General features: G+C 47.3%; 24 protein-coding genes, 1 rRNA gene and 1 riboswitch. Of the genes, 15 read left to right on the forward strand and 10 right to left on the reverse strand.

The features are described from left to right. Together R7O12_RS09320 and R7O12_RS09325 are read right to left on the reverse strand one after the other, a co-directional pair. Positions 1-67: ribosomal RNA gene (locus R7O12_RS09320) — 16S ribosomal RNA — on the reverse strand; the annotation flags it as partial. 513 nt (positions 68-580) lie between these two features. Continuing rightward, positions 581-1,105 (reverse strand): DUF3087 domain-containing protein, encoded by a 525-nt coding sequence (locus R7O12_RS09325; protein ID WP_017820996.1) that lies wholly within the window; start codon positions 1,103-1,105, stop codon positions 581-583. A 160-nt stretch (positions 1,106-1,265) separates the two neighbouring features. Between R7O12_RS09325 and trmY the strand changes: the two genes are divergently transcribed. Continuing rightward, complete coding sequence (trmY, locus tag R7O12_RS09330; RefSeq protein ID WP_318125774.1) at positions 1,266-1,865, forward strand: tRNA (pseudouridine(54)-N(1))-methyltransferase TrmY; 600 nt, start codon at positions 1,266-1,268, stop codon at positions 1,863-1,865. A 77-nt stretch (positions 1,866-1,942) separates the two neighbouring features. On the opposite strand, the gene R7O12_RS09335 is transcribed toward trmY, so the two are convergent. Both R7O12_RS09335 and R7O12_RS09340 read right to left on the reverse strand, forming a co-directional pair. Next, positions 1,943-3,286: a TldD/PmbA family protein gene (locus R7O12_RS09335; RefSeq protein ID WP_017820997.1), complete on the reverse strand. Its 1,344-nt coding sequence runs from the start codon at positions 3,284-3,286 to the stop codon at positions 1,943-1,945. Continuing rightward, entirely contained in the window at positions 3,286-4,671 is a 1,386-nt protein-coding gene (locus tag R7O12_RS09340) for a TldD/PmbA family protein (RefSeq protein WP_054702131.1), read from the reverse strand. Before R7O12_RS09340 ends, R7O12_RS09335 begins: the two co-directional genes overlap by 1 nt. Positions 4,672-4,982: 311 nt before the next feature. Further along, positions 4,983-5,090, forward strand: a riboswitch (TPP riboswitch). Positions 5,091-5,187: 97 nt separating this feature from the next. Between R7O12_RS09340 and thiD the strand changes: the two genes are divergently transcribed. The 8 genes from thiD (at position 5,188) to R7O12_RS09380 (ending at position 11,692) form a co-directional block, all read left to right on the forward strand. Further along, on the forward strand, positions 5,188-6,045 hold the full coding sequence (gene thiD, locus R7O12_RS09345) for a bifunctional hydroxymethylpyrimidine kinase/phosphomethylpyrimidine kinase (protein WP_047102518.1): 858 nt from the start codon (positions 5,188-5,190) through the stop codon (positions 6,043-6,045). Further along, positions 6,035-6,790, forward strand: coding sequence for an ABC transporter ATP-binding protein (locus R7O12_RS09350; RefSeq protein ID WP_318105321.1), 756 nt, complete (start codon positions 6,035-6,037; stop codon positions 6,788-6,790). Before thiD ends, R7O12_RS09350 begins: the two co-directional genes overlap by 11 nt. Continuing rightward, on the forward strand, positions 6,783-7,583 hold the full coding sequence (locus R7O12_RS09355) for an ABC transporter permease (RefSeq protein ID WP_149191644.1): 801 nt from the start codon (positions 6,783-6,785) through the stop codon (positions 7,581-7,583). The genes R7O12_RS09350 and R7O12_RS09355 overlap by 8 nt, the downstream gene beginning before the upstream one ends. 47 nt (positions 7,584-7,630) lie before the next feature. Further along, complete coding sequence (locus tag R7O12_RS09360; protein WP_318105318.1) at positions 7,631-8,581, forward strand: ABC transporter substrate-binding protein; 951 nt, start codon at positions 7,631-7,633, stop codon at positions 8,579-8,581. Positions 8,582-8,635: 54 nt separating this feature from the next. After that, positions 8,636-9,304: a thiaminase II gene (gene tenA, locus R7O12_RS09365; RefSeq protein WP_318125775.1), complete on the forward strand. Its 669-nt coding sequence runs from the start codon at positions 8,636-8,638 to the stop codon at positions 9,302-9,304. Positions 9,305-9,316: 12 nt separating this feature from the next. Continuing rightward, complete coding sequence (thiM, locus tag R7O12_RS09370; protein WP_005374295.1) at positions 9,317-10,108, forward strand: hydroxyethylthiazole kinase; 792 nt, start codon at positions 9,317-9,319, stop codon at positions 10,106-10,108. Positions 10,109-10,169: 61 nt separating this feature from the next. Continuing rightward, positions 10,170-10,784, forward strand: coding sequence for a thiamine phosphate synthase (thiE, locus tag R7O12_RS09375; RefSeq protein ID WP_318105314.1), 615 nt, complete (start codon positions 10,170-10,172; stop codon positions 10,782-10,784). Positions 10,785-10,966: 182 nt separating this feature from the next. After that, the gene (locus R7O12_RS09380; RefSeq protein WP_318105311.1) at positions 10,967-11,692 is read left to right on the forward strand and encodes a phosphatase PAP2 family protein; all 726 of its coding nucleotides are present in this window, start codon (positions 10,967-10,969) and stop codon (positions 11,690-11,692) included. 69 nt (positions 11,693-11,761) lie between these two features. Here R7O12_RS09380 and R7O12_RS09385 read toward each other — a convergent pair whose 3' ends face one another. Further along, positions 11,762-14,209, reverse strand: a complete 2,448-nt coding sequence (locus tag R7O12_RS09385; RefSeq protein ID WP_318105308.1) for a molybdopterin guanine dinucleotide-containing S/N-oxide reductase — start codon at positions 14,207-14,209, stop codon at positions 11,762-11,764. Between the two features lie 22 nt (positions 14,210-14,231). Further along, complete coding sequence (locus tag R7O12_RS09390) at positions 14,232-15,326, reverse strand: NapC/NirT family cytochrome c (RefSeq protein WP_318105305.1); 1,095 nt, start codon at positions 15,324-15,326, stop codon at positions 14,232-14,234. Positions 15,327-15,596: 270 nt separating this feature from the next. On the opposite strand from R7O12_RS09390, the gene R7O12_RS09395 reads away from it, so the two are divergent. From R7O12_RS09395 to R7O12_RS09415, 5 genes are all read left to right on the forward strand, one after another. Next, positions 15,597-16,112 carry a GNAT family N-acetyltransferase gene (locus tag R7O12_RS09395; protein ID WP_054578549.1) on the forward strand — a complete coding sequence of 172 codons (516 nt, stop codon included), beginning with the start codon at positions 15,597-15,599 and terminating at the stop codon, positions 16,110-16,112. A 9-nt stretch (positions 16,113-16,121) separates the two neighbouring features. Next, entirely contained in the window at positions 16,122-16,853 is a 732-nt protein-coding gene (locus tag R7O12_RS09400; RefSeq protein ID WP_269334162.1) for a glucose 1-dehydrogenase, read from the forward strand. 1 nt (position 16,854) lies between these two features. Then, positions 16,855-17,325 carry a GNAT family N-acetyltransferase gene (locus R7O12_RS09405; RefSeq protein WP_005374310.1) on the forward strand — a complete coding sequence of 157 codons (471 nt, stop codon included), beginning with the start codon at positions 16,855-16,857 and terminating at the stop codon, positions 17,323-17,325. 119 nt (positions 17,326-17,444) lie between these two features. Next, a complete protein-coding gene (locus R7O12_RS09410; RefSeq protein ID WP_042522353.1) occupies positions 17,445-17,912 on the forward strand; it encodes an HAD family hydrolase in 468 nt (155 codons plus the stop codon). Positions 17,913-17,945: 33 nt separating this feature from the next. Next, positions 17,946-18,473 (forward strand): GNAT family N-acetyltransferase, encoded by a 528-nt coding sequence (locus R7O12_RS09415; RefSeq protein WP_005374314.1) that lies wholly within the window; start codon positions 17,946-17,948, stop codon positions 18,471-18,473. Between the two features lie 37 nt (positions 18,474-18,510). Here R7O12_RS09415 and R7O12_RS09420 read toward each other — a convergent pair whose 3' ends face one another. From R7O12_RS09420 to R7O12_RS09430, 3 genes are all read right to left on the reverse strand, one after another. Continuing rightward, entirely contained in the window at positions 18,511-19,101 is a 591-nt protein-coding gene (locus tag R7O12_RS09420) for a type II secretion system protein (RefSeq protein WP_225474250.1), read from the reverse strand. A 153-nt stretch (positions 19,102-19,254) separates the two neighbouring features. Continuing rightward, positions 19,255-19,542, reverse strand: coding sequence for a hypothetical protein (locus tag R7O12_RS09425; protein ID WP_005374318.1), 288 nt, complete (start codon positions 19,540-19,542; stop codon positions 19,255-19,257). Positions 19,543-19,608: 66 nt separating this feature from the next. Next, on the reverse strand, positions 19,609-20,508 hold the full coding sequence (locus tag R7O12_RS09430) for a DMT family transporter (protein ID WP_005374320.1): 900 nt from the start codon (positions 20,506-20,508) through the stop codon (positions 19,609-19,611). 92 nt (positions 20,509-20,600) lie between these two features. On the opposite strand from R7O12_RS09430, the gene R7O12_RS09435 reads away from it, so the two are divergent. Continuing rightward, on the forward strand, positions 20,601-22,037 hold the full coding sequence (locus R7O12_RS09435) for a PLP-dependent aminotransferase family protein (protein WP_225491992.1): 1,437 nt from the start codon (positions 20,601-20,603) through the stop codon (positions 22,035-22,037). Positions 22,038-22,132: 95 nt separating this feature from the next. On the opposite strand, the gene R7O12_RS09440 is transcribed toward R7O12_RS09435, so the two are convergent. Further along, complete coding sequence (locus R7O12_RS09440; protein WP_318105298.1) at positions 22,133-23,269, reverse strand: glycerate kinase; 1,137 nt, start codon at positions 23,267-23,269, stop codon at positions 22,133-22,135. Between the last annotated feature and the right edge of the window lie 3 nt (positions 23,270-23,272).

Genomic DNA, 23,272 nt, shown 5'->3' on the forward strand with positions numbered 1-23,272 from the left:
GCTCGACTTGCATGTGTTAGGCCTGCCGCCAGCGTTCAATCTGAGCCATGATCAAACTCTTCAATTTAAGATTTTGTTCGGCTTAATGAATACTGAACATTACATAAGTAATGTTTGAATTGACTGTGCTCTTATTGGTTTTCACTTTTAAAAAGTGAAATAAAACAGCTCAAGGCTGCTTTCCAATTCGAATGGTCACTTCGTTTCATTGAAACCTAATTTGATACCGAGATATCGAATTGGATTATCATCAACGAGTGCCCACACAGATTGATAGGTCTATATTGTTAAAGAGCTTGCTTCGTAAGCTTTGCTATCGAAGCGGAGGCGTATTATAAGGAATTAATTTTCAGTGTCAAACACTTTTTTAAATTAATTTTTAGAAGTTTTCTTTCGCCTTCTTGCCAACCGCTTTTGCGTTTCCGCTTTGCCCTGACAACGGAGGCGCATTATAGGGAGATGATTTTTCTTGGCAACCCCTTTTCAGAAAAAAAATCAAAAAAAAGCGTCGAATGATTAAATCTCACTCAAACGCTTATTTTTAGCACTCAGTTGTTAACTTCAAGTAGCAAATAGGCAATCAATATGTGTCTAGCCAAGACTCTTCAAAGCCTGTGATATCGAGACTCATTGATTGCGCCGCTTCGATTTGCTCGAGAGCCTCCAATTCTTTATTTACACTGCTCATCGTCAGTGTGTTGTTGTCTAGCTCAAACACCTGACTTTGAGTCGTATAGTAGAACTTAAGGATCGTCAGCGCTTTTACATCGCCATTGTTCGCGGCTGCTTTAATGCTTTTTAGTTTACGAAAGATCTTGTTGTGCAGCTGCTTGAGTTTCCAAACGTACAGCACTTCTTCCATGTATGGTCGAGTTTTAATTTGATTCAATAAAGAGAGGGAAGTTGCAACTGCGAGAACGACACCAATCAAATTCCAATGGAAATTGCCCGTTGATTGTTCTGGTACGACTTCAGTGTTGCCAAACAAAACAATCAACAAGGTACTAAAGGCAAGAGAGGAGATGGCGAGCAACGCAACAAAACCGCCAATCACAAGGTTTACTTTCTTTTTATAAATGTCTTTATTTATCTGTTTGATTTCCATATACCACTCCTAACAGGGTTGCCTCCTATTCTAACCAGCACACCCAGCTCCACAATCGAAGCTTTGTAAGTAAGTTCACATTTGCTATTAAACTCGCATCCCTTCCCTGCTTGGGTATATACTTCCGCGCATTCACTCTTCCTATATAGAGGCTAAATTCATGCGCTCTTTTGTTTTACGAGCTCGCGCGGCGCCAACCACCAGCAAAGCACTGTTAGAAGGTGTTGGTAATGAAGCGCATACAGAGATTCTTGCTCATACCATGATGAACACGATGTTCGTTGCTCAATCACACCGTGAAGATGTGGTTGTTCACTTGGTTTTAGAAAGCACAAAAGATTTCTCACGCACCATTACTATTCGCTCCAACGACATCACCAACATTGGCGGCTTCCATGAGTCAACCTTGATTGCAGCAGTGGCTCGCGCTTTGGATGCTTCGGTTGGTATGGGTAAAGAGCAACTTCGTGAAGTCGAACCTGGTATTACCGTTCGTACAGTGAGCTCTGAACGCCTAGTACAAGAACTGGCAGAAGATCACCAACTATATATGCTGGATAAGAAAGGCGAATTTGTTCGTGATGCAGAAATTGGTGAAAATCCATGTTTCTTGCTAACTGACCATATACCGATGCCGAAAAAGTCTTTTAACAGCTTAAAGCGCCTTGGCACAGAGAAGATCAGCTTAGGTCCTAAGATGCTTTTCGCTTCTCAGTGTGTAGTATTGATCCACAATGAGTTGGACATACGCGAATTCTAGTTATTCGCGCACACGTTGCTAGATAATGAAAGAGGACTCTATTGAGTCCTCTTTTTGTTTCTATAGTAATGCTAAGTTTACTTACCACCAATGCTCAAACGAGCAAAACGAACGTCTGGCGAGAAGAAAGTTCGGCTATCGTTAATTAGCTGAGTATCACCTACTGCCTCAACTTCTTGCAGCATATTGTAGAAGTTACCCGCTACCGTGATCCCACGAACTGGTTGAATGCGCTTACCATCACGGCACAAGAAACCACTCGCGCCAAATGAGAAATCACCACTCACTGCATCCGCACCAGAATGGACACCTTGAAGTTCGACTAACTCTAGGTACTCACCCGCTTTTACTTCTGACGCACTGCTGTTACCCGTCGCAATCACTTTGTGATTCGCTGATACGTCTAGGCTCGATTTTGCACCGCGAGCGGCACTTGCTGTCGAGACTGCGCCCAAGTAACTTGCGGTCTGGCTATTGTGTAGCAAGGTTTTCAACTCACCATTAGCAATCATGACATTATCTTGAGTAGCGAAGCCTTCACTATCAAAACTCGCGATTGCCATACCATTTGGCATGTAAGCCGTATCAGTAAAGGTAATTAAATCACTCGCAACACGTTGACCAAGCTTGTCACCCAGTGGCGTAATGCCTTTCATCGCGCTTACGCCAGAGAAAGCACTGCCGAAAGCACCGAATAAACTTGCTAGCGCATTGATGTGGAAGATAGCAGGGTAGTTACCCGTCGCAACCGGTGCGCCTTCAAGAAGATCGCGAGCAAGGTTGTAGCCACCCTCGATACAGTAAGCTGGATTCAACTCATCAAAACGGCGACCCAGTGACATTCTACCCGCCATTGACTGTTTGCCGTCTTTTTCAAACAAGGTATACGCGTAACAAGTGAACGAGCGCTCGAAGTGTTGACACAATGTGCCTTGAGTATTGGCAATGATCAGTTGTGTTTCGCCATCGCTGTAACCATTGTAAGGTGCGCTAGAGGCGTGAGGCAGAGCCACTACGCCTTGCTCAAGAGCGAGAGACAGTTCGATTTTTTCGTCAACAGAAGTTGTATCTTCTTGCGCAATCTCAGCAACATCAGTCGCGATTTGACTGTTCACGCAACTAATCGTCTGATGTTCATCTTGCTTGGAAAAGCGAGCGCTTTGCAGTGCGTTGGTCAGCATCAAATCCAAGCTTGGTTGCTCTAACGACTCAGAATAGCTTGTTGCAACACGCGCATCTTTCACAACACGAACACCCAGAACTTGGCTTGAGCTTACTTTGTACTCATCCAGCTTTCCTTGGTTCGCTTTCAAAGAAAAGCTACTGTTACGGTTTACAATGACGTCCGCTTCTGCACCTTGGCGTTTTGCTTCTGATAGGACGTAATCAACCGCATTAAGAAGTTGTTGTTCTTGGCTCATTAGTTACCGCCTCCTACCAGAATGTTATCTACTTTCAGCGTTGGCTGACCGACAGTTGTTGGTACTGAACCACTCACGGAACCACACATGCCCGGCGCAAGCGCCATGTCTTTGCCGACCATGCTGATTTCTTTCAACACTTTTGGACCCGTGCTGATCAGCGTTGCTGTTTTCAGAGGCTTGGTGATTTTGCCATTTTCAATGAGGTAGGCTTCACGAACAGCAAAGTTAAACTCCCCCGTACCCGGTTGAACAGAGCCACCGCCCATCTTCTTCGCATAGATACCACGTTCGATGCCTGCCAGCATGTCATTAAGTGAATGCTCGCCCTCTTCGATAAAGGTGTTACGCATGCGCGAGGTTGGTGCGAACTTGTAGTTTTGACGACGACCAGAACCCGTAGGCTCATAACCTGTCTTCATGCCACCCATTTTATCGACCATGAAGCTGGTTAGCTTACCGTCTTTGATCAGTTGAGTGCGCTGAGTCTTCATACCTTCATCATCAATGTGAATCGAGCCCCATTCGTTGGTCATGGTGCCATCATCGACTGCATTCACTGCGGTGTGAGCAACCATTTCGCCCATCTTGTCGTGGAAGACTGATGCTTTCTTCGCAACTGAAGTGGTTTCTAGCAAGTGACCACATGCTTCATGGAAGATAACGCCGCCAAAGCCGTTACCAATCACCACCGGCATTTCACCCGATGGACAAGCATCCGCGCCAAGTTTTACTAACGCTTGCTGCGCGATAGTTTGACCTAGCTCTTTGGCATCAAGCTGTTCACTGAATTCCCAACCAGCAAGAGCGCCAGGACCTTCCATACCAGAAGACTGCTCATTACCTTTTTGCGCGACAGTGTTACCAGCAACACGAATGTAGTGGCGAGTATCGTCAACGTGTAGGCCTTCTGAGTTGAAGATAGACACTTGCTGTTCGCGCTGAAGCACGCTGCCAATAAACTGGCTGATATGTTCACTCTCTGCACGTGCTGCTTGGTCAACTTTCAATAGAAACGCGATTTTTGAATCTAGGTTAGCATCCTTACCTAGCGGCATGCGGCAACCATGTTGTATTGGGTAGCGGTTCAGATTGAGAGAACCTGCTGACGCGATTTGCTCACGCTTATCTTTTGCAGCAAGCAGTGAGGTTACGCGTTTAAGTTCAGTTTCATCTGTGCTGTTGGTGTAACCGTAAAGCACTTTATGACCGAAGAAGAGACGAATACCGATACCAAAATCGATACCCGAGTTAACCTTGTCCACCTCACCAGATGCGATCTGGACAGTGTTGGTTTGGTGATGTTCAACGAATAGTTCAGCGAAATCAGCCCCCAAAAAGAGCGCATGATCGATCACTGACTTCGCTGTTACAGAATTAAGCATGAAGTCTCCTTGCTCGATGATCGTCTTAGCCTTCCTAATTAACTGTGAAAAAGTTCAACAAAGTTAAATTGGCAACACGTTAAATTTTAACAGTTTTTTAACCTTGTTTTGTGCTAATCCTTGCTTAACGAGACCACGATTATTTATTAAATATTCCAGGTTCTGCTCATTCACCAGAGCGTTGCACTAGTAAATTCCACCCAGCAAACCATTTAGGTGCTTACTTTATCACTCACCTCGCATAATTGAATACTCATTATAATTACGCTCAAAAAACGTATCCCTTCCGCAATGGTCCTGCTATCATCCGAACGAAATAGTCGGGGGGCCACACGACAAGTGTTGGCTGAGATCGAAATTCGAGACCCGTTGAACCTGATTCAGTTAGCACTGACGTAGGGAACTATGCACACTTTGCCTTTCGTCGCCCCTCTTAGGTAAGCGATAGCGATCGAAAAATCGATCTATCTGCAATGGTCAAAGTCAGTTCCTATACGTCTTGTAGTAGGAGCGACCATGACGCAGCAATCACAACCTCATTCACATCAAACGCCAGCCTTGCCTACCCCTATCGTATTGACCATCGCGGGCTCAGACAGTGGTGGCGGTGCAGGTATTCAAGCTGACATCAAAGCGATGTCCGCAACTGGTAGCTTTGCCTGCTCAGTGATTACCGCCATCACCTCACAAAACACTCAAGGCGTCTCTGCGATTTTCCCAATTCCTCTCGACCATGTAGAGAGTCAACTCGATGCGGTATTCACCGACCTCAACATCGTTGCAGTAAAAGTGGGCATGCTGGCCGATTCCAACATCATCAAAGTCGTTGCTGACAAAATTAAACAATACCAGCCAAAACACCTCGTGATTGACCCTGTAATGGTGGCCACCAGCGGCGATCTATTACTGGAACAGTCGGCAATCAGCACTTTAAAAGAAGAATTGATTCCGCTCGCAGACATCATTACCCCTAACCTACCCGAAGGCGCAGCATTGACGGGTAAGCCAATGCCTCAATCAGAATCTGAAATGAACGATATGATTACCGACCTTCGTGCGCTTGGCGCCAAAGCTATTCTGCTCAAAGGCGGTCACCTTGAAGAAAATGAAAACAGCAACGATCTGCTTATCATGCAAGACAGTGCCGAGTTAATTAGCGCCAAGCGATTTCCAACCAAAAACACCCATGGCACAGGCTGTACACTTTCTTCCGCCATTGCGTCTTATCTTGGCCAAGGCAACAACCTACACAAAGCGGTGCACCTGGGTAAGCAGTACATCAGCCAAGCTATCGCGCACGCTGATGAATTGGATGTAGGTAAAGGCCATGGCCCTGTGAACCACTTTTTTGCGGGTCATACTTATGTTCGCTAACGCGATTGGCATTCAGCTTTCCGATGCTAGTCTGCGATACAAAGACAGCCAAACACCGACTTTAGCAGGAATGAACATGACCATTCCCGTCGGTAAATGGACGGTATTACTCGGACGAAGTGGCTGCGGGAAAACCACAATATTGCGTTACTTAGCTGGCCTGCTGGATGACCAAGTTGACTGGCATGGCGAACTCATCACAACGGATGGCGCTACACTGCATGACCGTATCGCTTACATGGCTCAGCAGGATTTATTGCTACCGTGGTTGAATGTGTTAGACAACGTCTGCCTCAGTTCTCGATTTTCTCAAGAGCAAGCACCAGAGCAAAATAGACAACGTGCACTGACTTTACTAAGCCAAGTGGGACTCGCCGATTACGCGGATGCTAAGCCAGCTCAGCTCTCTGGCGGCATGAGACAACGTGTTGCCCTTGCTCGCACTCTGATGCAAGACAAGCCTCTGGTTCTGATGGATGAGCCTTTCTCTGCGTTGGACGCGGTTACTCGCCATAAGTTGCAGACCTTGTCTGCCGAATTACTGAAATATAAGACCGTTGTTCTTATTACCCACGACCCACAAGAAGCGGTGCGATTAGCTCACCAACTCTATGTACTGCAAGGTACGCCTGCGCAAGCTCAGCACTTGGTCGTTCCAGACTCCAAGCCGCCACGAGTTCTCGATGGAGAGTGCGCCGCGCTTCAACAAGCGATTTTGGATCAATTGGAGAAAGACTATGAGTGATATGACTCAGTACAACTCCGTTTCGGCAAGCATTAGTAAAAAAGAACGCGTGACCCATCCGGCTCTGCGCTTGGTCATTAGCACAGCGGTGATCTTGGGATTGTGGCAGTTGGTTGTTGTGGTATTCGACATGCCAAGCTTCATCTTACCTTCACCAATTGAAGTGCTGGATAGATTAGTCACTCGTTACGATGTCCTGCTCAAACATACTTGGGTTACCGCGCAAGAGATTTTACTTGGCTTGGCGCTTGGATTATCAATGGGTTTGCTGTTCGCATTGCAAATGCTGATGTTCGAGCCGCTGAAGCGTTGGTTACTGCCAATTCTGATTGCTAGCCAAGCGATCCCTGTATTCGCTATCGCGCCAGTGCTCATGCTTTGGCTGGGTTACGGCATTGCATCGAAAGTAGTCATGGCGGCGATCATCATCTTTTTCCCCGTCACGACATGTTGCTATGACGGCTTGCGCAATACGCCAACAGGTTACCTCGACCTTGCCAAGACCATGGGCGCGTCGAAATGGCAATTACTTCGTCATATTCAATTGCCAGCCGCCCTACCAACTTTAGCGTCAGGTATTCGTGTTGCCGTCGTTATTGCGCCAATTGGAGCAGTGGTCGGTGAGTGGGTAGGTTCAAGTGAAGGCTTGGGTTATCTGATGCTCCAAGCCAACGCTCGCATGATCATTGATGAGATGTTTGCAGCGCTGTTTATCCTCGCTGTGCTGTCTATCTCACTCTACTTCATCACCGATAAATTATTGAAAAAAGCCATCCCTTGGGAAAGCAAATAATTACAGAAAATAACCAAAGAAAATTGGGAAAGAAAAGGAAGAACCCCGTGAATAAAAACAAACTTATGAGCGCTGCTGCTCTACTCGCTTCAGTGGTATCAACCAACGTCCTTGCCGCTAAAAAAGAGATGACACTGATGTTGGATTGGTTCGTCAATCCAAACCATGGTCCTATCGTGATTGCCAAAGAGCGTGGTTACTTCAAAGAGCAAGGTTTGAAGGTCAACATTCAAGAGCCGGCAGATCCAAGTACACCACCTAAGTTGGTCGCTGCTGGCAAAGTCGACATGGCGATTTCATACCAACCAAGCCTAACTATCGATGTCGCGGCTGGTTTGCCACTAATCCGCTCTGCGACTTTGATTGCTACGCCACTCAACACGTTGATGGTGTTGGACAACAGTAAGAATGAAAACCTTGGCGACTTGAAAGGCAAGAAGATCGGTATTGCGATCGCAGGCAACGAAGAAGCGACAATCGGCACCATGCTAGCGCAAGAAAACGTGAAGTTTTCTGACGTACAAATCATCAACGTAGGTTGGGCGCTGTCTTCGTCTCTTGCGTCTGGCAAGGTGGATGCGATTTGGGGCGGTCTACGTAACTTCGAAACCAACCAACTGGCACTAGAAGGTTATAAAGCTAAGGCCTTCTTCCCTGAAGAACACGGCGTGCCAGCGTATGACGAGTTAGTCTTCGTAGCCAATGCAAAAAACTACGACAAAGAAGCCATCAAGGCATTCAACAAAGCACTAGAGCAAGCGACCACTTACATCGTTAACCATCCAAAAGAGTCGTGGAAAGAGTTCGTGGCTTATTCACCAGACACGCTCAACAACGAGCTTAACCAACGCGCTTGGAACGACACGCTAACTCGTTTCGCTCTTCGTCCATCCGCAGTAGATCTGAAACGCTACGATGATTATGCGCAGTTCATGTATTCACAAAACATCATCGAAACACTGCCAAAAGCGAAAGATTACGTACCGAGCTTTGACTAATTCTACTGACCTTAGGATCTAAGCCTAGGGTCTTTTGATAACGAGATACTCATAATGAAATACCAAGATTTGATCGACGCTTGCCGCCACGATTGGCAAGAATACACTGAGCATGCTTTCGTGCAGCAATTGGCGCAAGGCACTCTGGCTCAGCCTTGTTTTCTGCATTACCTAAAGCAGGATTTTCTTTTCCTAAAGCAGTACGCACGAGCTTACGCATTAGCGATCTACAAAGCACGTACTTTGGATGACATGCGCCGTGCCCTACCAAGCGTACACGCATTGCTCGATTCTGAAATCGCCCACCACGTGACTTACTGTGAGCAATGGGGACTGACAGAATCCGACTTAGAAAACGAGCCAGAAGATTTCGGCACTGTGGCTTACACCCGTTACGTATTAGATGCTGGCATGACGGGCGATCTTGTTGATCTATACGCGGCACTAGCGCCATGCTCCATCGGTTATGCCGTAATCGGTAAGGTGCTGATTGAAGATGAAAAGACCGTAATCGAAGGCAACCCATATGCAAGTTGGATCAACCTCTACGGTGGTGAGGAATTCCAATCTGGTGTCGCAAAAGGGGCAGAACACTTTAATCAGTTGCTAGCAGAAATTGATATCAACAGCCAGCGCGGTCAAAACCTGATTCAGGTATTCAAAACCGCAACGCGTATGGAAGTAGCATTCTGGCAACAAGGTCCGAACGCTCAGCAAGATTAATCGGAGAGTCTCATGTTAATTGAACAAATCACCCAAGCATTAACCGCAGTACGCCAGCAAAAGCCGTTAGTCGTCAACATCACTAACTACGTGGTGATGAATAACACAGCAAACGCACTATTAGCGATCGGCGCTTCTCCAATCATGGCGCACTCCAAACAAGAGATGGCAGAGATGATGTCGTTCGCTGGCGCACTGGTTATCAACATCGGTACCCTAGACAGCGTTTGGACACCGCGCATGAGCTATGCCGTAGAGCAAGCCAATGCCAACGGTAAAATCGTTGTACTCGACCCTGTCGGTTGCGGAGCAAGCTCACTACGTACCGAGACATCACGTGAGATCGCACGCCTTGCCGACAAGTTGATCATTCGTGGTAACGCCTCAGAAATCATCGGTCTCGCTGGCGAACAAGCACAAAGCAAAGGCGTCGATGCGTTAGACAGCAGCGACGCAGCACTTGGCGCAGCGAACTTCTTAGTTTCAGAGTATGGTGCAAGTGTGGTGATTTCTGGCGAGACTGATTACATCATCACGAAAGAGCAAACTGTGCAGCTAAACAACGGTCACGAGATGATGCCATACGTAACCGGAATGGGCTGCACACTAACGGCACTGACGGGTGCTTTCGCTGCTGTTGGTGATCACTCCGGACTTGCTGCCGCGGCGGTACTGGGCGTTGTGGGTGAAATTGCGGCTGAGCAAGCGCGAGGGCCAGGCAGTCTGCAAATGAACCTGTTGGATGAGCTTTACCAACTGGATGAAGAAACACTGGCAAAACGCCTAAAACTCCAAGTGAGTTAAGCTTTCTCTAACAAATACCGGCCTCTCACTCCCTGTAGATGAGAGGCCCAAAGGAAACAAAATGAACGCCTATCGTTTATATTTGGTCACCGATGACCAACAAGATTTAGCCACACTAAAGCGTGTTGTGAGAAAAGCCGTGGAAGGTGGCGTGACCATGGTACAAGTCCGCGAAAAACACGGCGATGTGCGTGCGTTTATCGAACGTGCTCAAGCCGTGAAAGACATCCTTAAAGATACCAATGTGCCTTTGATCATCAATGACCGCGTTGATGTTGCACTGGCAGTTGATGCCGATGGGGTTCACCTCGGGCAATCAGACATGCCCGCAACTATCGCTCGTGAGTTGATTGGACCAAACAAAATCCTCGGCTTATCGATTGAGACTGAAGAGCAGTTGGCAGAGGCGGGGTCTCTGCCCATTGATTACATCGGCTTGAGTGCCATCTTCGCGACGCCGACCAAAACCAACACCAAAAAACATTGGGGTATTGATGGTTTGAAAATGGCGTTAGAGACGACTTCACTGCCGATTGTTGCCATTGGCGGCATTAACGAAACCAACATTCCTGCCCTGAGTGCGACAGGTGTACATGGTTTGGCTTTGGTTTCTGCCATTTGTCATGCAGAAAACCCAACCAAAGCAGCAGAGTACTTACTTTCTCTGATGGATTAAGACCCCAACGCTTAAGGATGAGCGCCTTTACCCTCCGGATAAATGTCATCAATTCATCACTCAGCCTTCATTCTCTCGTCAAATTGACAGAGCGTTGATAAGTTTTTCACGCCAGATAACGTAAGATAAGCCCCTTATTTTCACGTGGTTGAATAACCCTCAATAAAAACAAAACGCTCTCAATGAAAACCAAAAAATATGGATTGATGATGCTCGCCTTGTTTGTTCTTGGCATCATCCCGATGTCGCTGTTTGGCTCTTATCACAATCTCACGTCACAGGTGCCTGAAAGTCTGGGTATTACTTTTACTTTGCTCACAGATTCTGCTGGTAGCAAAAGCTTTTTAATTACGTTAACACTGCTACTGCTTTCTTTATTTCACTTTAAACCAAGTCGCATTGAGTGGATGCAAAAACTCTCAATGTTAGGGCTGTTACTTGTGATTGGCTTTGCCAGCAAAACGGGGCTAAAACTGATGACAGAAAGCCCGCGTCCCTACACGGAATTGCTCGCAGCAGAACAATTGATTGAAACACCAGAAACGTTTTATCAGTTGGATACAAAGCAGCAAGCCAACGTAATTAACCAGATTTCTGAACACGTCAGTGATTGGCGAACGCGCCATTGGCAAGGCGAAAAAGACTATTCTTTCCCATCCGGCCATACGATTTTCGTTTCGATTTGTTTGGCTTTCTTTGGCGGGTTGTTCTTACAGAACAAGTGCTATATCTCTGCACTGTCATTATGGATGTGGGGAATGAGCGTCGCATATAGCCGCTTATGGCTGGGTATGCATCGCCCTGAAGATTTAATAGGCTCAGTCTTGTTTGTCGCGATTGTATTTACTTTACTCCCGATATTTCAGATTAAGAAACAGATGCCATTTGTTTCTCTCGCTTCGCGCTAATGTGAACGATGACTAGATAAAAAGAAGCCAGCGATTCGCTGGCTTCTTGCTTTAAAACGCTACTTTTTTCTAACCATTTCTTGGTGGTTCAAACGCTGTTAGTTCTAATTCTGGGCCAGTGTATTTTTCAATACGAACCAGTGCCGAGTTCGCCGCACAGCCGTTTGCAAGTCGAGAGGTCGGAATATCCAACGTTAACACGTTACAACCGCCGTTCTTACAAATGCCGGTTTTCGGATCCAGATCCGGCCAGCCGCCTTCATGAATACACACTGAACCTTGCTTGATTCGGTCAGTCACTTCTGCACCAACCAATACTTGGCCACGGTTGTTAAACGCACGAACTAGATCGCCCGTTTTAATACCACGCGCTTTCGCATCTTCAGGGTGAATCCAAATAGGTTCACGGTTTGCAATTGCGTACTCTTCGCGAATCTTCGCGTAGTTAAACTGGCTGTGTAGACGATGCGCTGCGTGCGCGGTCATTAGCTGCAACTCGCCATCTTTCGCAGTACCCGTGTACTCGGTTGGTGCCATCCACGTTGGGTGTGGAGGACAGTCTTCCAACTGGTAACCTTCAATGGTTTTCGAGAAGATTTCGATCTTACCACTTGGTGTACCGAGTGGATTCATGATCGGGTCTTCACGGAAATCCGCGTAACGAACAAACTGTGCGTTCTTCTCGTTCCACTTCATCTCGATCAGTTGGTTATCTTCCCAGAACTTGCTGAAGTTCGGCATTGCTACGCGAGAGCCACGGCCACCTTGTTGCGCCGCCTTGTAGAAGCCGTACAGCCATTCCATTTCAGTTTTGCCTTCGGTGTACACATCACGGCCACCCGGTGCTAGCATCTCTGCCATGTCCGCGAATACATCAAAGTCATTACGCGCTTCACCTTGTGGCTCAATCACTTGCTTCATTGGCACCAAGTGTTGGTTACTGTAGTCACCCGTCATCGTTAAGTCGTTACGCTCGAACGATGTGGTGATTGGCAGAACAATGTCCGCGTGCTTCGCAGCCGCCGTCCAGTAAGGCTCTGAAATCACGATCAGTTCAGGCTTTTGCCATGCTTTAATCAAGCGGTTGGTATCTTGGTGGTGAGTAAAGTTCGCACCACCGGCCCACCAAATCATCTTGATGTCCGGGAACGTCAGTTCATGACCGTTATGATGGTAGGATTGACCTGGGTTTTCCAACGCCTCGACAATACGCGCTACAGGGAAGCTTTGCACCGCGCCAGACACCGCCCAGTCGTTCCCCGCAGAAGAGCCGCCACCCAGCGATGCCGAAATCGCAGGAAGTACGCCAGCATCACGAGCAGGGTTACCACCGTTTGAGTAGTGGTAAGAGAAACCAAAACCACCGCCCGGTAAACCGATCTGGCCCAACATCGTTGCCAGTGTAACCAGCATCCAGTGACGCTGCTCACCGTATTGTTGGCGCTGCATGCCCCAACCCGCCATCAGCATGGTGCGGTTTTTACTGAAGATGTCAGCCAGTAACTCAAGTTGCTTCGCAGGTACGCCACAGATTTGTGATGCCCATTCTGCTGATTTTTCTACGCCGTCTTCTTCGCCCATCAGGTACGCTTCAAACTTGTCGTAACCTGCGGTGTATTTATCGAGGAAGGCTTTATCGTGCTTACCTTGTTTCACCAAGGTGTGTGCGATACCCATCATCATTGCCACGTCGGTCATTGGGTGAGGAGCAATCCACTCCGCATTCTCGCCAAAGAACTCGATGGTTTCAGAACGAATTGGGTCAATCGCAATAACCGTCTTGCCTGATTTTTTCAATTGATGGAAGAACTCAAGACCCGCGCAGTCTGTTGAGCTCCACGCGATTTTTAGAGTGTTGATTGGGTTTAAGCCCCAAAGCACAACCACATCGCTGTGCTCTAATACCACTGGGTACGTGGTTTGTTGCTCGTACACTTCGATAGAGCCCACAACGTGCGGCATGATGATCTGCGCAGCACCCGTTGAGTAGTCACCCAAGTGGCCTGAATAGCCACCCGCCATGCTCATGTAACGTTGCAGCAAGGTTTGTGCTTTGTGCAGCACGCCACTTGAACGCCAGCCGTAAGAGCCTGCAAACACAGAAGCCGGGCCATATTCTTTGCGAATTCGCATGTGCTGTTCGTGGATCAGCTTGTAAGCCTCATCCCAAGACACACGCACAAACTCATCACTACCGCGCACACCTTCTGGCGACGATGGGTTTGCGAAGTAGCCTTTACGTACCATTGGGTACTTCACACGCGCTTTAGTGTGCACTTGGTCAGGACCGGTGCTTTGTAGGCTGTTTGATACCGTTTGTGGCAATGCATTCGTGGTTGAAACCAGCTTACCGTCTTGCACTTCACACAGCATTGGGCCCATGCGGCCCGCCGTTAGAATGCCTTTGCCGCGAGCATTAGAAGAAGCAACAGACATAGGTGCAAATGAAGTGAATGCCATTGCACCAGCCGCCATACCAGTGCCTTTTAGAAATCCGCGACGGGTCATATTAGTCATAATCTTATCCTTCTATTTATCGTTAGTGACCAACCACATCTTTCGCGTGGTGCTGGAAGAACTTGGTTAGAATTTCTAGGTTCTCGGCTGAAATATCAGTTCGATCACCCATACTTTTCGCTACCGGTCCCCATGCATTCACTGTGAAGTGATTTGAAGGAATTTTAGCGTGACAAGTTGCACAGTAAACGTTGTCCAATTCTTCTGCGTATGACCATACGGGTTCAAGCGTGTCTACAACTGGAGAATCAATAGCACCTGTTAGAGAAACCGCGCGCCATTCGTTGCCGTAAACATCTGCCTCAAATTCACCAGTTTCAAGCGCTTGTTGGCCTTGCTCGGTTAGCGTTGCTACGATGGCACGTTGACCTTCTCCCATGTAAAGCACTTGCTCTGCGCCTTTCATTTGGAATGCGTTCAACTTAACAGTGCGGTTGTCGCCTTCAGAGCTGATTACTTCCAACTTCGTCGTTGGGTTAATTTTACCCATCTCACCCATTGCGATTTCAGTCACAGGGTAAACGACTTTGGCACCAGGTGATGTTTTTGTGGTGAAGCTCATCAACGTTTCAAATGCCTTGCTGTCTAGCTCTGCTTCTGGTGCAAAGTGCGCCACACCTTTATGACAATCGATACACGTTTGATCGTTTGCTTTCGCGTAAGCGTGCATCTTCGCCGCATCACGTGATTGTTCAAACTCTTCCATTGCATCGAAATCATGACACGAACGACACGTCGCTGAATCATTTTCACGGAACTGAGCCCATACCGTTTCAGCCATATCTTTACGATGTGCTTCATATTTCTCTGGCGTGTCGATCTTACCTGTCACAAATTCATGGTAGATGTCTTTCGACGCGCGAATTTTGGTGATCAGGTAATCCATTGGTTCTTGAGGAATATGACAGTCAGAACATTCCGCGCGAATGCCTTTCGCATTACTGAAGTGCACTGAGCCTTGGTACTCTTTGTAAGGGGTTTCCATAGAGTGGCACGAGAGACAAAATTCAGTATCTGAGGTGTAATGCACTACTGCCGCACTCCCCCCCAAAGTTAACCAGCCCACACCAATGCCGGCAGCAACCAGCAGTGCAACATATCGTTTTTTTATTGACATAATTAGCAACACTTCCAAATAAAATGTAATTATAGGTCGCAAATTACTACTTTATGGGTAGTCCTCTCTTGATCCACATCATTTCCGTGTTGCTCTGTATGCCTCAAGTATGAAATTTTGTTATTTGCATCTCAAAGATGAATATATGGCAATAATCCATTACCCAGCTAACCATTCACCACATAAATCACTTTTATGAATGCAACTATTTGATTAAACAGATAAGAGGATGAGAGACTGAATCTCCACATTGATGCAGTAAGGACACGCATGTCAGTTTATATCGAGACACACAGAAGCCAATTAAGACCCATCAAAGCCAGTGACTGGGAACTCTTTCAACGATTACTCTCCGAACAAGAGGTTATTGCGCTCTGTTTCGATCGTCCCAGCGAAACAGAAATAAGAGAAAAATTTGCTTCGCGATTATTACCATGGACCCCAAATAGCCAGCATTGGCTTTGCCTTGTAATACTCGATAAGCAATCTGAGCAACCCATCGGCATCACTGGCTTTGCTATTGAAAACGGTAAGGCAGAGGTAGGTTACTTACTTTTGCCGGAATTTCATGGCCAACAGTTTGGAACAGAAACTCTTCAAGCGCTTCTATATTGGGCAACCTCGACACATAACATCAACCACTTTTCCGCGACGGTCACTGAAGGCAATATTGCGTCAGAGCGTGTCCTGATAAAATGTGGTTTCGAACTCATTGAGGTCATTCCAGACGCATACCAAATTGGTGGCAAACCCTACGCCGATAAAATCTACTCACTACATAAATAAGGACGTATTTTGAATAAAGTAGTCATCATTACCGGCGCAAGCCGAGGCATTGGAGCCGCAGCGGCAAAAAAGCTGGCCGAGCAAGGCTATCGCGTTTGCGTTAATTACCGCACTCAGCAAGAGGCCGCCGACCAAGTTGTGGCAGAAATACAAGCAAACGGTGGAAAAGCGATTGCCATCGCCGCAGACGTAGCCGATGAGAAGCAAGTGCTCTCCTTGTTTGATGAAACAGAACGTGAATTTGGTGCAGTGACGCACTTGGTCAACAACGTTGGCATCCTATTTACTCAATCGCCTTTGTCAGAAATCAGCTTGGAACGCTTTCAGAAAGTAATGAACACCAATGTGAATAGCTGTTTTCTCTGCTGTCGAGAAGCGGCGAAGCGATTCAGTGCAGGCGGTGCAATTGTGAATATCTCCTCTGGAGCGTCGCGCTCAGGCGCGCCATTTGAGTATGTCGATTACGCCACATCAAAAGGCGCGATGGATACCTTAACTAAAGGGCTCTCGCTAGAGTTGGCAGAGCGCAATATTCGCGTCAATGGCGTTCGACCTGGTTTCATTTACACTGATATGCATGCCGACGGCGGAGAACCAAACCGAGTAGATAGACTCAGCCCTCAAATTCCTCTTAAACGCGGTGGCACGGTAGAAGAAGTGGCAAATGCGATCGCTTGGCTATTAAGTGACGAAGCCTCTTATGTCACAGGATCATTTATCGATATTGCAGGGGGCAGATAGAATGCAAGTCCATATCCGACAAGCGATTCCCGATGATTTAGACGGAATTTTTCAGCTTAATTTTCAAATTAATTCACTGCATTTTGCGAATGCGCCAGAAGCCTTTGTTGCGCCTTCAGAAGCTGACCGTGAATTTCTTGCACAAGCACTAGAGAACAAAGAGCGACTCTTTTTGATTGCCGAACGCGAACAGCAAATTCTCGGCTTCTTAACCGCGATGATCACCCAAAACGACACCGTCAGTTTTCTGATCAAAGACCCAATTTGTCGCGTGGGAACAATTGTTGTCGATGAAGCGCAAAAGCAGCAAGGAATCGGCCGCCAACTGCTCCAAGCCTGTGAGCAATGGGCGCGCGATGCCAATGCCACACAAGTTCGATTGGAAGTGATGGAATTCAATCAGCCAGCACAGCGCTTTTACGATAATCAAGGTTTTAAAACTAACTCACGCATTATGCTGAAACATTTGTAACGATAACGACAATTAAGCGCTTTTCACGGCTAAACCCACCTAAATCGCATTTATCGATGCAATTTACCCCCCTGATTTTAGAAAAAGACGATATGATGTGCGGATAAGGAGATTCGAACATGATTTATCTTTTCGATTGGGGGAACACCTTGATGGTAGATTTCCCTCACGCACAAGGAAAAATGTGCGATTGGGAACACGTAGAAGCAGTTCCTCAAGCCAGAAAAACACTGGCAATACTTTCCCAAAATCATCCCATCTACATTGCGACCAGTGCATCTGATTCCAACATGGAAGAGGTTCAGCGTGCATTTGTTCGCGTCGACTTAGACCAATACTTAAATGGCTATTTTTGTTTTGCCAACCTCGGTATCGCTAAACACCAACCTGAGTTTTATCTCGCCATCGCAAAACAGTTAGGGGTTAACGTGAGTGGAATAACCATGGTTGGCGATTTACCTCACAAAGATATTTACCCTGCGATGAAAGCGGGCGTAAACACAATTTGGTTTAACCCAACGGGCGCTGATGCACCAGCCGAAGCCATTCCTAACCAAATTCGTTGTTTATCTGAGCTTATCCCCTAACCGTTACTAACCTGCACTAATCAAGGAAGATGAATGCAAATCAGATCCATCAAGGTGAGCGATATCGCGCGCTTCACCGCGCTGTGGAATCGAGTGTACTCCGAAGGGGAATTTTTGATTTCTCCTGCACCCGATAACGCAACGCTTCGCAGAATCCTGCAACGTGTGGAAAACGAGTCCATCCCTCAGTTTGTCGCGTTTGACCGCCAAAAACTTATCGGTAGTGTTGAAATCTACCCAGCTGAGATGTGCGGTTACGAAAGAGGGCAACGCCTTCGCGTCGGTATTCTTGGTATTCACATCGACAAAAACTACCGAGGCAAAGGATTGGGGCGGAAACTATTGGCAGTCGCGATCGCACGTGGTTGGGAATTTGGTTACGACCAAATCGCACTCTACGTATACACAACCAACACACCAGCGATTGCTTTATATGAACGGTTTGGATTTGAACATCAGGGGGAACTTGGGGAAGTGACCTTGCCAAATGGTAAAGTCTTGATGAGTCAAAAAATGGTATTGTATAAAGCGCAAAGCCCTTCGAAAAACCCCGATTTGTAGACTCACGATAACCGTTGTTCGCAACACTTATTCGGGATTAACACCCTTGCGTCACATACCCTCGAACAATTGAATCGTTAGAGGCTTGATTCACGTAGTAGAAATAGCATGCTTCTTCTGCCAGTGTGTAACCTTGCGGCCAAATGTACACCACGCGATCAACACCCGATTTATCTAAGAACTGATAATCAGGAATAGCGACAAAATGAGCACTGTTTGGGTGCTGCTGACCGATGATGCAAAAATCACTGCCTTTGCACGGCACGTCAATTTTCGAATAACCTCTGGCTGGTAGATCGATTTCTAACAAAGCTCGAATACTATCGGCACTCGCTTCTGGCATGCCTTTGCGTGTTTTGACATGTCGGTCAATGTAGTGAACGTGCTCTTGGCCGTAAGCGTTATCAATCACTGATTGAGCATGAAAGAATTTGAGAGCCGTACCCAAAGAAGACTGAGAACTGTGCAGCATCGCAGCGTATGCTTGGCGATGAATATCGAGTAGTACTGGTAAAGCAGCTAATGCGATGAAAGCCAAAGTGGTAAGCACTATGGTGATTTCCATCAGCGTAAATCCCTTTGATTTCACGTTTCTTATCTCAACTAGCCCAAGACAATAGCCCCACATCCATGTGAGACCGAGCCAATATATCGCCAATTTCTTACGATTAAAGGCTTAAGGGGTAAGAAGAGACAAACACCACTCAAACTTGAGAACAGCAGCCAAAGAGCAGTGTAACAAAACGACGCTATGTGTCAGATATTAGACGGTTTTTACTCTCTAGTTACTGAGTAAAGGCACATTATTTCGCACCAGACCACGACGAACATTCGTGCACATTTTGCCAAAACGACGAATCTCATCGAACTGCGGAACAATGCCGCGCTCCATGGCTGACTCCCAATAAGTGACTTCTGAATCGACCATTTCCAACAATTTCTTCGGACAGCCAATGCACTGCCCTTCTGGTCCACATACAAACGTTTCTGGTTCATAAATTGGTAGTTCCGCTTTTACTTGCTCGATGATGCTACGCATGGCGGTCATTCGATCTGGCTTTACCTTCATCATTCTGCTCCACGGATTAAGATGAAGCAGATTGTACCCACTGATACGCAAATGTCCCTACCCAATTTAGGTATATTCTGTTTGAATCGATTTCTTTATCGTCAGATCCGGCTTTTTAACCACCAAATACACCGCCGTAGCTGCCAGTACGAAACCAGAAATCCCCATCCAATCAAATGACTCTCCAAACGCGAGCCAAGCCTGAATCGCCGTCGTTGGCGGCACCAGGTAGAATACAGAAGCTACGCTCGATGCAGCACCGTTCTTAACCATGTACAGCAGCAGTAGAATAGCTACACAAGAGAGCACGACGACCAACCACAACACAGTCAAAATAAACTCCAGTTCCCACTGCACTTGCATGGTTTCAAACTGCATCGCAACGGGCAGAAACATGACGAGCGCGGCCAAATATTGCACCGTCGCACCACCCACCATATCCACTTGTTGGCAATGTTTTTTCTGATAAAGCGTCCCTAGCGTGATACCAACCAAAGCCAACAAACACAAACCAATGGCCAACACTTTATGCTGCTCGGATTGCCACTCCATTTTGCCCATCAACACCATAGCGATACCGACAAAACCAAGAGCCAAACCCAACCATTGCGAGGGTTTAAATTCCTCACGAACAAACACCACCAGCAAAGCCGCGGTTAAAATCGGTTGAATACCCACCAGCAACGAACTCAACCCCGCAGGCATACCTAAGGCGATAGCGAAATAAGTACCGCCCAGATAGAAACCGTGGATCAATGCACCAACCACACAGCTGTGCCATAAATCTTTTCCTGTCGGCAACCTTCTACGCAATACCGCCACAAGAACCAAAAACAATAAGACATTGAATGCCATACGGATAGAAAGTAGTGTCGCTGGCTCGGCATATTGCAAACCAAAACGCGCACCAACGAATCCAGAAGCCCAAAGGATGACAAATACAAAAGGGATGGCTCGGATTAACATGATCGCCTCACTCACGCTTGTTTTATGTTTTGAGATACTGCTAATGTAATTAGGTACAGTGTTTTCAAAAAGTGACAGATGGAAGTGTTTTTATGGGTACAGATTTATTGGGAAGCGGTGAAGGGAATAAGTACCTCGTGGTGGAAAAACACCTCAAACAAGCCATCAGTGGTGGCGTTTATCAGGCGGATGATCGACTGCCCTCCATTCGCTCGTTGAGCCAAGAATTAAACGTCAGTAAAAATACCGTGATTCGTGCGTATCAAGAGCTGGAAGCACAAAACTTGGTGTACTCGGTTCCCAAATCGGGTTATCGAGTTAAAGTCGCTTTGCCGACCTCTCGCTCAATTCCGGATCCGACTCGCGTGGATTTGCTCTCGATCTGCAAAGAAATCCTTACTTATCCTGAATACCAAGAGCGTTTGCCTACCGGTTCTGCCCACCCAAACATTGACTCTCCCGCGATCAAAAGCTTGTACGCCGAGATCGGCCGTCACAGCCGCCAGCAAACGCATGTACCGAGCCATTACCAGTTGCCACCCGGTGATCACCTCTTAATTAAACAACTGGCGAAAATCACGCAAGATTTGGGCACACCAGCCAAATTGGATGAAATCATGGTGACGCACGGCGCGCAACAAGCAATAAGCCTAGCGCTGCGCGCAACGACACAAAAAGGCGATATCGTCGCGGTGGAGTCTCCTTGTTATTTTGGAAACTTATTGATGCTCGAATCACTCGGCCTCAAAGTGGTGGAAATCCCGAGTTGCCCACGAGACGGTATGTGCCCCGAAGCCTTAGCAAAAGCAATGGCGACATGGGACATAAAAGCGATCATCGTAACACCAAACTTCACCAACCCTACTGGTGCCATGATGCCGTTAGAAAAGCGCCAGCAATTGCTATTGGCGTCCGGCAATGTTCCTATTATCGAAGACGATGTGTTTGGCGGGTTAAGTTATGATAAGCCGTTGCCAAGCTTGAGATTGCTCGATGACAAGCAACGCGTAATTTACGTAAATTCGTTATCCAAAACGCTCGATTCGCGTTTGAGAATTGGTTGGATGTTGGCGGGGCGATATCGAGATCAAATTGAGCAATATCTACTGTGTGAGAACATGGGCAGTTTGAACCTGATGCAATCCGCCGTGGCAACGTTTCTAACGTCAGGCAAGTATCGAACGCATACTGCGCGAATGGGTCGGGTTTATCAAAACAACATGCGACGATTTATCCAGATGCTTCATCAATACTTGGATGAATACGAACCTCTAAAAAATCGATACCAGATCAACGCCGTACAAGGCTCGTTCTTACTTTGGTTGCGACTGCCCGAAGACACGGACAGCTATGCGTTGTATCAAGCATGCAATAAGCACAGAATCAGCCTACTTCCCGGCACCGTATTTGGCACTCAAGGGCAATATCGGCATTGCGTACGCCTCAGCGTGGCAAACTTTGGTCATGAAACCGATTGGAGTCAAGCGATGCAAACACTGGCAAAATTGATAGCAAAGCATGCCTGTTAACTCGCTCTTGCTAAATGAACTTATGCCTACACACGCAAACACGTAACAACAAAAAACTCCACGCAAAGGTGGAGTTTTTCATATCGTCATCGCCTTCAGTGCGACTTAATTTGCCACATTCTCGCGACGTTTTCGGCTAAGTTAGCAACGTTGACGTCGGCCTCTTTCATGGCCTCAGGTAAGCTCATCGCCCTTGGTACACAAGCAAACACCGCATCAATGCCGCACTCATAAACCGCCTGATAGTTGTCGCCCACACAGCCTGCTAATGCAATGACTGGTAAATTACACTGCTTGGCGACCTGAGCAACGCCCATCGGCGTTTTGCCATGTGCGGTTTGATGATCGATTCGACCCTCGCCTGTAAATACGATATCCGCATCCTCAACATGCTGAGCAAGTTTGACCGTTTCAAGCACAATCTCAATTCCTGGTTGCAAACATGCTGGCGTGTACCCGAGCAAGGCCGCGCCCATACCACCAGCAGCACCCGCCCCTTCACGAGTCAGTACATGCTTACCCGTCGCTTGTTCCGTCAACTCGCCAAACTTGCGCAATGCGTTATCGAGCAGAGTGACGTCTGATACCGTCGCTCCCTTTTGAGGGCCAAAGATAGCCGACGCGCCTTTGTCACCACAGAGTGGGTTATCAACATCGCACGCTACCAACACTTCGCAAGTTGCTAAGCGAGGGTCAAGACCAGAAATATCGATGGACGCAAGCGCCGCTAACCCGCCTCCATTTGGGGTAATTGCATGACCAGATTCATCAAGAAACGCCACCCCCAACGCGGTCAACATGCCCACGCCACCATCATTGGTAGCGCTGCCGCCCAAACCAATGATTAAGCGTTGAATACCTCTATCTAGCGCGTGTTTGATCAGCTGTCCAGTACCAATGCTACTGGTCAGTTTTGGGTCGCGAGCATCACTCGGCACAAGGTGCAGACCACTGGCCTCCGCCATTTCAATAACCGCGGTTTCGCCGTCGCCGAGGATGCCATAAAACGCTTCAACATCATTCCCTAATGGCGCGGTCACCGTTGTGAAGACTTGTTCGCCTTGAGTTGCATCTATCAAAGATTGAACCGTGCCTTCGCCACCGTCTGCGACCGGAACCGTAACAAACTCGGCATCATGCCATACGCGAGCAAGACCCGTTTTGATCGCCTCGCTCACTTGTTTGGCGGTTAAGCTTTCTTTAAATGAATCAGGTGCAATTACCACTTTCATACG

This window comes from Vibrio sp. Vb1574 (assembly GCF_033338675.1).